This is a genomic window from Acinetobacter sp. ABJ_C5_2 (assembly GCF_044538485.1).
GTDB lineage: Bacteria > Pseudomonadota > Gammaproteobacteria > Pseudomonadales > Moraxellaceae > Acinetobacter > Acinetobacter nosocomialis_A.
The window spans coordinates 59,559-74,164 of the sequence record NZ_JBIUCS010000012.1; the positions used below are offsets into that span (position 1 = coordinate 59,559).

Annotated in this window: 11 protein-coding genes; 7 read left to right on the forward strand and 4 right to left on the reverse strand. The window is 39.3% G+C overall.

Annotated elements, in window-relative coordinates; genetic code table 11:
* Positions 1–29 precede the first annotated feature (29 nt).
* Together ACH8JV_RS12110 and ACH8JV_RS12115 are read right to left on the reverse strand one after the other, a co-directional pair.
* Entirely contained in the window at positions 30–764 is a 735-nt protein-coding gene (locus ACH8JV_RS12110) for a pantothenate kinase (RefSeq protein ID WP_005129512.1), read from the reverse strand.
* Positions 765–779: 15 nt separating this feature from the next.
* Entirely contained in the window at positions 780–1,532 is a 753-nt protein-coding gene (locus tag ACH8JV_RS12115; protein WP_049066136.1) for a biotin--[acetyl-CoA-carboxylase] ligase, read from the reverse strand.
* 30 nt (positions 1,533–1,562) lie between these two features.
* On the opposite strand from ACH8JV_RS12115, the gene ACH8JV_RS12120 reads away from it, so the two are divergent.
* The 7 genes from ACH8JV_RS12120 to ACH8JV_RS12150 all read left to right on the forward strand — a co-directional run bounded on the left by ACH8JV_RS12120 (position 1,563) and on the right by ACH8JV_RS12150 (position 12,145).
* Positions 1,563–2,366, forward strand: a complete 804-nt coding sequence (locus ACH8JV_RS12120) for a sulfite exporter TauE/SafE family protein (protein ID WP_279985900.1) — start codon at positions 1,563–1,565, stop codon at positions 2,364–2,366.
* A 253-nt stretch (positions 2,367–2,619) separates the two neighbouring features.
* Positions 2,620–3,315: a GntR family transcriptional regulator gene (locus tag ACH8JV_RS12125; protein WP_022575884.1), complete on the forward strand. Its 696-nt coding sequence runs from the start codon at positions 2,620–2,622 to the stop codon at positions 3,313–3,315.
* 10 nt (positions 3,316–3,325) lie between these two features.
* Entirely contained in the window at positions 3,326–6,775 is a 3,450-nt protein-coding gene (gene smc / locus ACH8JV_RS12130) for a chromosome segregation protein SMC (RefSeq protein WP_396521481.1), read from the forward strand.
* 1 nt (position 6,776) lies between these two features.
* Complete coding sequence (locus tag ACH8JV_RS12135; RefSeq protein ID WP_396462942.1) at positions 6,777–7,808, forward strand: cell division protein ZipA C-terminal FtsZ-binding domain-containing protein; 1,032 nt, start codon at positions 6,777–6,779, stop codon at positions 7,806–7,808.
* A gap of 94 nt (positions 7,809–7,902) precedes the next feature.
* Positions 7,903–9,939, forward strand: a complete 2,037-nt coding sequence (ligA, locus tag ACH8JV_RS12140) for an NAD-dependent DNA ligase LigA (RefSeq protein WP_396462941.1) — start codon at positions 7,903–7,905, stop codon at positions 9,937–9,939.
* A 254-nt stretch (positions 9,940–10,193) separates the two neighbouring features.
* Positions 10,194–10,658, forward strand: a complete 465-nt coding sequence (gene bfr, locus ACH8JV_RS12145) for a bacterioferritin (RefSeq protein WP_001214863.1) — start codon at positions 10,194–10,196, stop codon at positions 10,656–10,658.
* Between the two features lie 293 nt (positions 10,659–10,951).
* The gene (locus ACH8JV_RS12150) at positions 10,952–12,145 is read left to right on the forward strand and encodes an MFS transporter (RefSeq protein WP_396521485.1); all 1,194 of its coding nucleotides are present in this window, start codon (positions 10,952–10,954) and stop codon (positions 12,143–12,145) included.
* Between the two features lie 67 nt (positions 12,146–12,212).
* On the opposite strand, the gene ACH8JV_RS12155 is transcribed toward ACH8JV_RS12150, so the two are convergent.
* Both ACH8JV_RS12155 and otsB read right to left on the reverse strand, forming a co-directional pair.
* Positions 12,213–13,643, reverse strand: a complete 1,431-nt coding sequence (locus tag ACH8JV_RS12155; RefSeq protein WP_396521483.1) for a trehalose-6-phosphate synthase — start codon at positions 13,641–13,643, stop codon at positions 12,213–12,215.
* Complete coding sequence (otsB, locus tag ACH8JV_RS12160) at positions 13,631–14,482, reverse strand: trehalose-phosphatase (protein WP_396521487.1); 852 nt, start codon at positions 14,480–14,482, stop codon at positions 13,631–13,633. The genes ACH8JV_RS12155 and otsB overlap by 13 nt, the downstream gene beginning before the upstream one ends.
* Positions 14,483–14,606 lie beyond the last annotated feature (124 nt).

Sequence of the window (14,606 nt, forward strand, 5' to 3'; positions counted from 1 at the left end):
CTAAAGCGCCTTTTATTTTGTTCTGTATTTTAGTCTTTAGGGTAATGGGCAATATATTGTTGTAGCCCTTTAAGCAAAAGATCTTTTTCAACAGTTGGTTGGTACTTCTGTAGAAATTTAGCAAAAAGAGGAGCATCTCCACCTGTGAGGAGCAGCTTTTTAGGAGATTGCTGCATGATGCTTTCAATTGTACTAATCAGGCCTAACAAAATACCGTGGTGTACTGCATCGACTGTGTTATTACCTGGGTTCAGATTATCAAAAGCTGAATCTGGAATTTTAATACCTTTAGTATTTTGAATCAGCGCATCACGCTGCAAATAAAGGTTTGGCAGAATATAACCGCCTAAATGCTGTTTGCCCTTGGTTAAATCAATCGTGAGCGCTGTTCCGCAACCAATAATGCAATAATTTTCTTGTTCCTCTGCAACAGCCAATACTTGTAACCAGCGGTCAATCCCGAGCTGACTCGGTACTTCATAGCCACATTGTAGGCCTGCATATTCCGAATGGACTTTGGCAAAAACAACAGGAATTTCAAGCCATTTTAAAATCTGCTGAATACGTTGGTTGTTTTCAGTGTCAAGTACCGAAGAAATGCCAATGCGATGTAGACCTTGATGTTTAAAGTGTTGAATTAACCCAAGTAATAAATCGGCAGGAGACTGCAAATGTAACTCAGCTGCATGTTCAATAATTTGCTGATTTTCAGTAATCCAGTATTTTAAACGGGTGTTTCCGATATCAAGCCATAAACTTTTCATGGGAAAAATACCTGATTACTGAGTTGATTGTGGTCTTAAACGACCTTGATAAAACTGCTGTGGTTCTGGAGTTTCAAGAATTACCGCACCTTCATTAGAAATTCCAACAAAACGGCCATGTACCAATCCTTGACTATGTTCGAACTGAACTAACTGATTCAACCAAGCTGCATGATGGTTAAAACGACCTGCTAAGTTATAACAACCATGATCAAACCAGCGAGCTGCATTTTGAATTGCAATATAGAGTTCTGAAATGAGTTCAAGCCGACTCATTTGCTCTAAACCTAAATCTTCTAAAGAGGTGATTGGCTGATCACTATCAGTCACTGGTGGTGTTTTTAAATTAATCCCTACGCCTACAATAGCCTGATGCTGAGAAAGTGGTTCGACCAAAATTCCCCCCCATTTCCCATGCGCACTATACAAATCATTTGGCCATTTCACTTGTAAGCTCAAAGCTTGCAACTGCGGGATTTGCAAAATATTTAAAGCAACTTCAAGTGCTAAGCGACCATCTAAGGGTGTTCGAGTTTGCACCAATGTGCTTAAATAAATGTTTCCTTCAGGTGAAATCCACTGCCGTTGATGTTGACCTCGCCCTTGAGTTTGTTGAGCACTGCAAACCAAGCCTGTTGTAATGCCTTTTTGGGCAATTTCACGAATATCATCATTGGTCGAAGTTGTGGTTGCTTTTAATAAAACCACTTCTGGAAGCTGGTTTTTTGCGCTTAAAAGTTGTTGTAGTTGGCGAGTCTCTAAATCCATGTTGAATATGAGCAGAGTGGTAAAACATTTATGGAGTTAATCATATATTTACTCATTGGCGCAATTGCTGGTTTTACTGCCGGATTGTTTGGGGTTGGTGGTGGACTAATTATTGTACCAATCCTCTATGTCGTTTTTACCCAGTTGCACTATGACCCTGCGGTAATCATGCATATTGCAGTTGGAACATCGCTTGCAACCATTATTGTGACGTCGTTTAGTTCAGTTTCTGCCCATCATAAAAAAGGTGCAGTACTTTGGCCTGTTTTTCGTAATTTGGCACCTGGGCTAGTGATTGGTTCATTCTTAGGGGCGGGTATTGCCGATCTTTTATCTGGTCAGCATTTACAGCTTCTTATTGGTGTCTTTGCCGTTGTGATGGCCTATCGCATGTTTAAAGGAGCAAATGTGGTTGTTGACCCAACACGTCAGCTTCCTTCAACACCTATGCAATTTATGGCAGGTGGTGGTATTGGTATTGCCTCTGCAATTTTTGGTATTGGAGGCGGTAGCTTAACCGTTCCGTATTTAAACCGTCATGGTGTGGTCATGCAAAAAGCAGTCGCGACTTCTGCCGCTTGTGGTTTACCTATTGCTGTAGCGGGTGCAATTGGCTTTATGTGGTTTGGTGCTAAAGAGCACATCTCTGTACCTAACACGATTGGTTATGTGCATATCTATGCGTTTATTGGTATTAGTGTCATGAGTTTTGTGACGGCTAAACTTGGGGCTAAGGTTGCGCATGCTTTATCACCACAAATGCTAAAAAAATGCTTTGCTTGTTTGCTCGTGGTAGTTGGCAGCTATTTTATTTATAAAGGTTTTATGAATTAAAAAGCGTATTCATTTAGAAAAATATAGAAAAAGAAGCTTAGACTCACATGGTTTAAGCTTTTTTTATTTGAAGATTTAAACAGACTAAAGATAAGTTTTTTCATCCGATTTCTGTATGGATTTTGGGCGGGTTGGCTTAAAATGCAATAAAATTGTCAGACAATGACATAGTTTTTAATGGATGGGATCAGTTAAAAACAAGGATGCGAAAGAAAAGCATGGATTAATGCATATAAAAAGTAGCGGGTGATTTATGAATCTCGAAGAGACAGAAAGTCTTTCTGAGCAAATTGTAAAATATATTAGCGAACAGATTATTAGCGGCGAATTGGTCGAAGGCGAACGCATACAAGAGCTTCGTATTGCGAAAGAGCTTGATGTAAGCAGGGGGTCGGTTCGTGAAGCATTATTATTACTTGAACGTACGCATTTAATTGAAATTTTTCCGCGTCGGGGTGCAATTGTCTCAGAAATGTCTGCACAACAAGTGAAAGCACTGTTTGATACAAACGTGATGCTATTAGGACATATTGTACAACGCATCAGTGAAACATGGCGTGCGCACGAAGCTGATCAATTACAGCTCTTATTAGAACAACTTCTTGAGCATGTAAAAGCAGGTGATATCGAAAAATTCTACGATGCCATTTTCCAATATCTGGCTGAACAGCAAGATATGGTCGGTAATCCTTACTTAATGAAGTTTTATAAAGAATTATTACCTTCTCTACGTCGTAGTTATTTTTTGACCCTAAATACCTCTAAAAGAGAACTGCAAGAAGCGTTTGCATTATTTAAACTCGTGACTGATGCAATTTTGATCCGAAAATCACAACAAGCCGCTTTATTTATGGAAGATTTTTGTCGACACTTACGTAACCTTGTGTTGGAATCGCTGACACGAATGAAACAGATTGAATTGGCTTGGGCGAGACGCTCACGCCGTTAGTTAGGGCATTATGCGTTTAAGCAGTTTAAAACTTTCCGGCTTTAAATCTTTTGCAGATAGTACAACTTTAAATTTTAAGGCGAACCGCACAGCAGTGGTTGGTCCAAATGGTTGTGGCAAATCCAATGTTATTGATGCGATCCGCTGGGTGATGGGTGAGTCAAATGCTCGTCAGCTTCGTGGTGGTAGCATGCAAGATGTTATTTTTACCGGAACATCCAAGCGTAAGCCAGTGGGTGTTGCCAGTGTGGAACTGCGTTTTGACAATACCTATGGCAAATTGGGTGGAGCCTATAACGCTTATAATGAGCTCGCTGTTCGTCGTCAGGTGACCCGTGAAGGTAAATCTGAATATTTCTTAAATGGTACACGTTGCCGTCGTCGTGATATTACCGACATTTTCTTGGGAACTGGTTTAGGGCCACGTTCTTATGCTGTGATTGAACAGGGCATGATTAACCGTTTGGTTGATGCCAAGCCTGAAGAAATGCGTATTTTTATTGAAGAAGCAGCTGGTGTTTCTCGTTATCAGGCGCGTCGCCGTGAAACTCTGCAGCATCTTGAACATACTGAGCAAAACCTTTCACGTTTAGAAGACATTGCGCTTGAGTTAAAATCGCAGCTTAAGACGCTTAAACGTCAATCCGAAGCAGCGGTTCAATATAAAACGTTAGAAAGTCAGATTCGTACCCTAAAAATTGAAATTTTGTCTTTTCAGACAGATAAAAGTGTACGCCTACAAGAAGAATATACCGTTCAAATGAACGAACTGGGGGAAACTTTTAAGTTAGTTCGCTCTGAGTTAAGTACAATTGAACATGATTTAGAATCGACTAGTGCTTTATTTCAGCGACTTATTCAGCAGTCTTCACCGTTACAACAAGAGTGGCAGCAAGCTGAAAAGAAACTGTCTGAACTTAAAATGACTCTAGAACAAAAACAGAGTTTATACCAGCAAAATAGTATGACACTGGTTCAATTAGAACAACAAAAAGCTCAGACGAAAGAGCGTTTACAACTTTCCGAGCTACAGCTTGAAACGTTAAGTAATCAGCTAGAAGAACAAACTGAAGCTTTAACAACGATTGAACATACCGCAGCCGAAGCAGAACAAAACTTTGCTGGTTTACAAGCACAGCAAAAACAAGCACAGCAACAGTTTGAACAAGTAAAAGCTCAAGTTGAAAAACAACAGCAGCAAAAAATGCAAATGTCTGCGCAAATTGAACAGCTAGGCAAAAATGTTCAGCGCATTGAGCAGCAAAAAGAAACGCTGCAACATCAGGCAAGTCAGATTCAATCACAAGTACACGAAGATGAACAAGGCGAGCTTGAGCAACTGCAACAGCAGCTTGGTCGTGAAATCTCAACGTTAGAGGCTAAAATTGAGCAGTATGCGCAACAGATTGAACAGTCTCAACAAGCGCATCAGGCAACTAAAAATCAGCAACAAACACTGAAAACAGAAATACAGGTTTTATTATCTGAGCAGAAAAACTTAAGCCAGCTTGTTGCTAAACAAAGTTCAAAGCAAAACCAAGATACGCTACGTTTAATGCAGGCTCTGGAGTTAACGGAGCAGGGTAAGCCACATGCACAGATTATTGAAAAGTTTTTAGCAAAATGGTTGCAGGCACATATTGTTGAAACTGAACAAGTCTTTCAGGAAGGAATTGCTCGCCAGTTAAAACCGTCAGAACAAACAAGCAAATTTAAAGGAAATTTGGCCTGTTTAAATGACTGGATTGCGTCACCACAGCTTTCAATATTTTCAAATGTAGCGATTGCGCAAAATTTATCTGATGCTTTAAATGAGCAAAAGCAACTACAACATGGCCAGTCTATCTTGACCTTGGATGGTTATCATGTTGGGCAGGATTGGGTAATTGCTCTTATGTATGATGACGAAAGTCAAAGTGCACAAGGTATGCTCAGTCATCGTATTCGTCTAGATGAAATTGAACAAGTTCTTCAAAAGCAGCAACCTGAATTACAAGCATTAGATCAAATTACAGTTCAGCAAAAAGAAAAACTTGCACAGGTCCAAGCTGACTTACAGCAGAAACAACAAGTTATTAAACAAAAACAAAAAGACTTGCAGCAGCTAGACGTGCAAATTGCTAAACAGCAAACTGCGGCACAAGCATTTTTACTACAAAAACAGCAATTGAAAGATCAGTTAGCTCAGTTAGACCTGCAACTTGAAGAAGATGCAATGCAAAAAGACGATCTTGAAATTGATTTGCATGCGCTTGCGATGAAGCTAGAAACTATTTTACCTGACTATAAAACTTTGCAATTTCGAGTAGAAGAGCTAACAGAACAACTCGAAGAGCAACAACAAGTTTTACAACAGCAGCAGCAAGAACGCGAGATTTTACGTCGGAACAGTACGCAGACGACTCAACAAATCGAGCTGCTTGAAAAAGATATTTCCTTCTTACAGAGTCAATATCAACAAATTGCAGCGCAAATGGAACAGGCGAAAAAGTTTGTTGACCCTATTCAGTTAGAGCTACCAAACCTTGAGTCGGAATTTCAACAACAATTTGCTCAGACTGAAAAGTTGCAAAAGACGTGGAATGACTGGCAGCTTGAGCTTAATAGTGTGCAAGAAAAGCAACAAACACTCACAGACCAACGCCATCAGTATCAACAAAAAGATGAACAGCTCAGAGAGCAGCTTGAAGCCAAACGTTTAGCATGGCAAGCAGCTAAATCAGACCGCGAGCACTATCAAGAGCAGTTAAAAGAGTTAAATGCTGAGCTTCAAACGGGCTTGAAAATAGATTTAACTGAGCATCAGCAAAAACTGGAAAAAGTACAAAAACAGTTTGAAAAAATCGGTGCGGTTAACTTGGCAGCCTCACAAGAGTTTGAAGAAGTTTCTCAGCGTTTTGATGAGTTGAGCCACCAAATTCAAGACTTGGAAAATACAGTAACTCAGTTAAAAGATGCGATGAAAAGCATTGACCAAGAAACCCGTAAGCTGTTTATGACAACTTTTGATCAGATTAATCAAGAGTTGCAAAACCTATTTCCAAAGGTTTTTAATGGTGGTGAGGCAAGTTTAAGTCTGGAAGATGACTGGCAATCTGGGGTTAAGCTCATGGCGAGACCACCTGGAAAGAAAAATAGTTCTCTAGCATTACTTTCCGGTGGAGAAAAAGCGTTAACGGCGTTAGCATTAGTATTTGCTATTTTCAGGTTAAACCCGGCACCGTTTTGTGTACTTGATGAAGTGGATGCACCACTCGATGATGCGAATGTACAGAGATATTGTAATTTGGTAAAAGAGCTTTCTGAACATGTACAATTCATTTACATTACACATAATAAGCTGGCGATGACCATGGCAACTGACTTGTTGGGTGTAACCATGCCTGAACCGGGCACATCAAAATTAGTCACTGTCAATTTAGAACAGGCAAAAGAATACGGGTTAGTTTCGGAGTCATAGAATGGAAATCAATACGATTATTGGCATCGTTGTTGCCATTATTATCATGCTAGTTGGCTTAAGAATGATTTTAAAAAAGCCGAACCATGCTGAACCCTCGCTAGACAGTGATTTACATATTAATCCTGAAAGTAATCAACCGGTTATTCCTCGTCATGTACGAGATCAACTTGAACAGGCAGAGGCAGCTGTAGCATCAGCAACCGTTGCTGAACGTGTAGAACCGACTTTAAGCGAGCAGGCGCAGCCAAAAGAACAGGAAACAAAAGAAGTAGAACTAGCTTCACAAACTCAAACAGACCAGACACAAGCACCCGTTGAAAATACTCCAGTAGAAGAAGTTAAAGCTGAAGAAAATACTGTTAGTCCAACTGTAAGTAAAAATAGTTCAGTTGAGTTAACTGATACCGTTTCTGCTGCAACAGAAGCTACAAGCTCATCAGAAGAAAAAGTGGCAGAAGAGCATTCTAAAGCAGAACCTGAATTAAGCTTAAATCCGAATATTGAAACGGCTGAAATTGCCGAGTTTGAAGGTGAAAGTAATATTCTGGATGTACATTTGCATGAGCAACAGCGTTTTGACGATGAAAGTGCGTTAGCAATGGCTGAGCAGATTATTGCACTAAATGTTTATCCAAATCCGCGCCGTGCGTTATCGGGCGATAAAGCACTGAAAGTACTTTTAAAATACGGTCTACGTTACGGTGAAATGTCTTGTTTCCACCGTTATGAAAATACCGATGAACCAAGTGCACTCATGTTCTCTGTACTTCGTATGACAGATAACGGTCCAGCTGGTTTTGATTTGGAAACTTTATCTGCGGAACAAGTTCAAGGCTTGGCATTTTTCCTTGCACTTCCAAACAGTAAAGCAGTTACTGGTTTTGACATGATGACCAGTATTGCAGGTCTTATTGCTCGTGAAATTGATGGTAAGGTTTATGATGAAAATAACCTTGAGTTTACGCCACAGTTAAAAGAACATTGGCGTCATCATGTGATTGATTATCGTCCTGCACAGGCAACAGCCTAGTTTAAATTTTTTGTATAGGTTGCGATAATTGCAACATATCTAGTCGCAGCTCAGGGTGGAGAAATTTCCACCCTTTTTTATGGTGAATAACATAATGGCAATAACTTCCGTGATCGAACAGATGCGTCAGCTTATTCAACTGATTGCAAAGCATAACCATGCCTACTATGTCATGGATCAGCCGACAATCTCGGACAGTGAATACGATCATTTATTTCATCAGCTAAAAGCTTTAGAAGAGCAATATCCTGAACTTGTACAAGCTGACTCACCAACAACGAAAGTAGGTGGACAAGCGCTTTCAAAGTTTGAAAGCGTGACTCATGTGGTACCAATGCTTTCACTTGGCAACGTATTTAACCAAGAAGATTTATTTGCATTTGCACGCCGTGTAGAAGAGCGACTACCAAATCAAAAAGTACAATATGAAGTTGAGTTAAAACTCGATGGTCTTGCAATTTCACTATGGTATGAAAATGGGGTATTGGTTCGTGGTGTAACCCGTGGTGATGGTGAAACGGGCGAAGACATTACGCAAAATGTTAAAACCATTCGTAACTTACCTAAAGTTTTACATTCAGAAAAGTACGAAATTCCACGTTTGCTTGAAGTTCGTGGTGAAGTACTCATGCCAAAGTCTGGTTTTGAAAAACTCAATGCCGACCAAGAGGCAAAAGGCGAGAAAACCTTTGCTAACCCTCGAAACGCAGCAGCAGGAAGTTTAAGACAACTTGACCCAAATATTGCTGCTAGCCGACCTTTAGCATTTTATGCGTATGGTATTGCGCAGTGTGAACCAAATCATAACTTAACGACCATGCATGATAGCTTGCAATGGTTAACGGAACTTGGTTTTCAAATTGCGGAACGTCAGTACTTGTGTAACTCAATTCAAGAAGTACAGCAGCGCTACGAACAAATTCAGCAAGAACGTCCAAACCTACAAGTTGAAATTGATGGTATGGTCGTAAAGGTCGATGACCTAAAACAGCAACAGCAGCTTGGTTTCTTAAGCCGTGAACCACGTTGGGCAACCGCGTATAAATTCCCAGCACAAGCCGCTCTTACGACTGTTGAGCAAATTGACTGGCAAGTAGGCCGTACTGGGACTTTAACACCTGTAGCACGCTTGAACCCTGTTTTTGTGGGTGGTGTGACTGTTTCTAATGTGACTTTGCATAATATTGGTGAAATTCATCGTCTAGATGTACGCGTTGGAGATACGGTAAGTGTTTATCGTACGGGTGACGTTATTCCTAAAGTAGAAAAAGTCTGGCCAGAGTTCCGTCCCGCTGAAGCAGAAATAGTTCATTTACCTGAAAACTGTCCAGTATGTGCTTCTCCAGTGGTTATGCCTGAGGGGGAGGCTCTTGCACGTTGTTCTGGTGGTTTATATTGTGCTGCACAGCGTATTGAGGCTATTCGTCACTTCGTATCGCGTAAAGCTCTAGATATTGAAGGTTTGGGAGATCGTTGGGTTGAGTCTTTATTACACCTCGATTTACTCAAAGATGTTGCTGATATTTACCATTTGCATGAACACAGAGAAACGCTGTTGGGCATTGAAAAAATGGGTGAAAAGTCAGTACAGAACCTTATTGATGCTATTGAAGCTAGTAAGAAAACAACTCTTGCGCGTTTTATTTATGCCTTAGGTATTCGTGGGGTCGGTGAAACAACAGCTAGAATGTTAGCCAATACATTCCAGACATTAGAGGCTCTTAAAGCTGCTGATATTGAAGCTTTGAAGAAAACTCCTGATGTAGGCGATATTACTGCTGAATGGATTGCTGATTTCTTCTTGGCACCGCATAACATTGAAGTACTTGATCGTTTAATTGCTGCGGGTATTCATTGGGATGCGCCAACAGCGCCAACACGTCAACCATTAAATGGTGAAAGCTGGGTGCTTACAGGTACATTAGAGCAAATGACACGTGATCAGGCGACTCAAATGCTACAAGCATTAGGTGCGCGTGTAAGTGGTAGTGTATCGAGTAAAACTAAATGCGTAGTTGCGGGTGAAAAGGCTGGTTCAAAACTAGAAAAAGCAGCGAAATTAGGTATTCCTGTCATGAATGAAACAGATTTCTTATCGCTTATGGCGGGTTATGGGCAGACTTTGAGCTAAAAGACTTAGTGAAATAAGAACCATTGATTTTAGTTACAAATTTATAAATTGATGGTTTATGTCATATTTGAACGCTTGTTTGAGCTTATAAATCGGACAAGCGTTTCTTTTTGCAGAGGAAATTTAAATAACTTAAACTGCAAATGCGTATGTTTCTCATTTTAATTTGATAAAAATCATAAACTTAACTATTTTTTATTTTGCAATCATTTTTAAGTTTGCCCATAATAGACTCATACGATAGGAGATTTATTATGCGTGGCAATCCAGAAGTCATAGACTATTTAAATATGCTCATTGGCGGAGAGTTGGCTGCCCGTGATCAATATTTAATCCATTCTCGTATGTATGAAGACTGGGGTCTAAACAAGATTTATGAGCGTATTGACCATGAGATGCAAGAAGAAGCTTCTCATGCCGATGCAATTATTCGTCGTGTACTATTTTTAGGTGCCAAACCAAACATGCACCGTGAAGATATCAATGTTGGTACAGACGTTGTATCTTGCTTAAAAGCTGATTTAGCACTTGAATATCATGTGCGTGAAAAATTAGCGACAGGTATTAAACTTTGTGAAGAAAAAGGCGACTACATTAGTCGTGACATGTTACGTCAACAATTATCAGATACCGAAGAAGACCATACTTACTGGCTTGAAAAACAGTTGCGTTTAATCGAACTGATTGGCCTACAAAATTATATTCAGTCTCAAATTTAATAATTTGAAAAACCCAGCTTAAGCTGGGTTTTTTATTTGCTCATTTTAATAAAATGAAATTACTGCTTAGACGTTAATATTGTCAAATTGAATATATTCAAAGCCTTACTATATAAGGCTTTGGTGGTTACAAAAAAGTCAGAAAAATTGTATCAGACCCCATGTTTTTTTTGTGGAATTGGATATAATTTCGCCAACAAAAACCCTTGCCTGGAACTTAATAAGGCAGGGGTTTTTCTATGGGGAATCGGTTGGTATGGATCGCCAATGGTTTTATGGTGAGCTTCGCGTATATGTTATTTTCCAAACCTGCTGTTTTAGATACAGCTACTCTCTTAAGCACACAACGATTAGCAACTCGTCTTAGCTTTTTTAGCTTGGGCTTTGCGATATCTGCTTGGGCGCCACTTATTCCTTATGCACAGCAACGTTTAAACCTGAATCATGCAAATTTTGGTTTATTGCTGCTTTGTATGGGAATCGGCTCAATGATTGCTATGCCTGCGACAGGGGCTTTAGTTAAGCGTTGGGGATGTCGTCCTTTAATTGCTGTGGCGACTATACTTTTAACAGTATTACTACCAAGTTTGACGATCTGGCATAGTCTTGTTTCAATGGCGGTGGCGTTATTTATTTTTGGTACGGCAGCAGGTAGTCTTGGCGTTGCTATCAATTTACAAGCAGTTGTGGTGGAAAAGAACAGCTTACGTGCACTCATGTCCAGTTTCCATGGTATGTGTAGCCTTGGTGGTTTAATAGGTGCCATGCTTGTTACTGCACTATTAGCAATTGGCCTTTCACCACTCATGAGTACGCTGTCGGTAGTCATGATTTTATTGGCGGTTAGCTTTGTTGCTATTCCATCTGCTTTAACAACCTTTGAGCAAGATGAACAAGGTGCAGCAGAAATAACTGACGCACCGAAAAAATCTTCGCGTCCCAATGGTACTATTCTCTTAATTGGGATGATGTGTTTTATTGCCTTCTTGTCAGAAGGTGCAGCAATGGACTGGGGTGGTATTTATTTAACGAGTAAATATCAGCTGAATCCTGCTTTTGCGGGGCTGGCTTATACATTCTTTGCACTTAGTATGACAAGTGGTCGTTTTGCAGGACATCTTTTGTTAAAACAATGGGGCGAGAAAACCATTGTGACGTATAGTGCAATTGTTGCAGCTCTTGCTATGGTCACTATTGTGATGGCGCCTGTTTGGCAGGTCGTGGTATTAGGTTATGCACTTTTAGGTTTAGGCTGCTCGAACATTGTACCTGTCATGTTTTCTCGTGTTGGCCGTCAAAATGATATGCCTAAAGCAGCAGCGCTTTCTTTGGTTTCAACCATTGCTTATACAGGGTCATTAAGTGGTCCAGCTTTAATCGGTTTAATTGGTCAGTGGACCAGCTTAACCACAGTGCTAACAGGTGTAGCGGTTTTATTAACTATGATTGCTATACTCAATCGCTTTACCCTTGTGAAGGCAAAGTAACTTAAGCCAATTTATCCGCCGAAAGAACATCGAGAAAAACTTCTCGATGTTCTATAAGCTTAAATCACTATAAGACATGATAAGTAGGTTGATACTTGTCTTGTAATGACAACTTAGACTTTGTGAAGGTCGGAGCATTTTCTAAATCCTTCAAGAAAGTATTTCGCCAATCACTCAAGTCGGTGGCTGCCAAACCTTCTATCAATTGTTCATAACGATTAATACGTTCTGCTTTAGACATCTCTAGAGCGGTTTTTAGAGTATCCATCATGGCTGCTCGATCCAATGGGTCAACAATCAAGGCCTGAGTCATTTGTTCAGCAGCACCAGCATATTTAGATAAAATCAGCACACCGGGATTCTCTGGATCTTGAGCTGCAATATATTCTTTTGCGACTAAGTTCATTCCATCACGTAATGAGCTAATCCAGCAAATATCAGAACGGCGATAAATATGCATTAGACTGTCATGTTGAACAGTGTCGTAGCAGCAATCAATTGGACGCCAGTCTTCGTGGGCAAACTCTTCATTAATTAGCTCTAGTTTGGTTTTAAAACGTTGGTATAAACGTTGGTAAGCTGGAATATCAGTACGTGAAGGCGTTGCAATTTGAAGGTGGCGTACCAGTCCATGATATTCAGGATTAGTTTCCAAGAAGGTCGCAAATGCATTGAAACGCTCAAGCAGACCTTTTGAATAATCAATCCGATCAACCCCGATAATAGTTTTTTGACGTGGAATATCTTCAAAGTTAAATACATATGGGGTATGAAACGCTTGTTGTGCTTGACGTTGAATAAGTTCTGGTTGCACACCAATAGGGTAGGACTTAATCAACACCTGACGTTTTTTATAACTGATTCGGTCGCTTAGTATTTTTTGAGCTTCAAGTAAGCCCATACAGGTTTGCATACAGGTGTTTTGGTCAGCTTGAGTCTGTAAGCCAACTACATCATATTGGCAAAGGTCTTGTACTAACTGTAGTGCAACTGGAATTTTGCGCCAAATATTTAGACTTGCAAAAGGAATATGCAAAAAGAAACCGATTTTATTTTGCATACCTAATTCGCGGCAATGACGAGCTACACTAAAAAAGTGGTAGTCATGTACCCAAATAACATCATCCGGTTGAGCAATTTGCTTTAATTTTTCAGCAAATAAACGATTAACCCTTTGATAGGTATTATATTCTTCAGCATCATATTCGATCAGATCATCTCGATCATGCATGGCAGGCCATAAAACTTTGTTAGCAAAACCACAGTAGTACTGCGCATATTGCTGATGTGTAAGAGGGCAGGTAATGTAGTCAATCCCATGAGAATATGCCTGATCGAACTCAGGCGCTTCAGTATCGGTAATTTGCTCACCATTCCAGCCTAACCAAATGCCGTTACTGTCATTTAATGCGTCTTGTACAGCTACTGCAAGGCCACCTGCTGAAGCCTTACCTGATGGCATACTTATTCGATTCGATAACACAATTAATTTAGACATATTTGTTCTCCATTCTGATCTTGACTATTTTTGACGTATAACTTTTTTATTTTTTCGAGAAAGAAAAAAAGAAAATTAGAAACGCTGTTAATATCTTTTAATCTATATTGAGCTTCTGTTTCACCAGAACCTACTTTAATTGAAGTGCCAAATTGTTGATTAATAAAAGTGAAACCCGATTCATCTGTTAAATCATCTCCTATAAATATCGGATGAATTAATGGTAAATTAAGATGCTCTAATATAGTTTGAATTGCTTTGCCTTTATCTGCCTGTTTAGGTACTAATTCAACTACAAATTTTCCTCTATTTAATTTTAGTTGAGGATGAAAATATTTAACCTGTTGCATAATATAAATTGCATTATTTTCTAATTCTGGATTTTTTCGATAATGTAAAGCAATAGAATATCCTTTATCCTCAATTAATAAATCGGGATATTTTTCACAAGATTTTATAATATCTTCTTTTAATTTATTAAAATTAATATCACTTAAGTCTGGGCGAATATAAGTGCTAGAGTCAAAATAAATATCTAAACCATGTAGCCCCGCTATAGGAACTTCAATAGACTGAAGCAGCTTACTCGCTGTTTCAACATCACGACCTGTTACAGCAACTACTGGTATATTTAATTCAATAATTTTTTTTATAACTTCTAATGTCGTATTAGGAATAAAACTATGTTCAGGATGAATTTGAAATGGAGCTAATGTTCCATCAATATCCAGAAATAAACAATAACTTTTATCTGAAGGTAAGGTATTTATAATACCACTGGGTGTAACAAAATATGTATCTTTTTCTCTCCCATCAGATATTATACTTTGACTGTTCATATTAACCTGCCCAATATTTTTGATCATTAATTAATCTTCTAGCATTAAAATGAATTGATGAGTCATTTTTTTTAATAAAAAAACATAAGTATTAACATTAATTACATTGCACAATGGATTTATG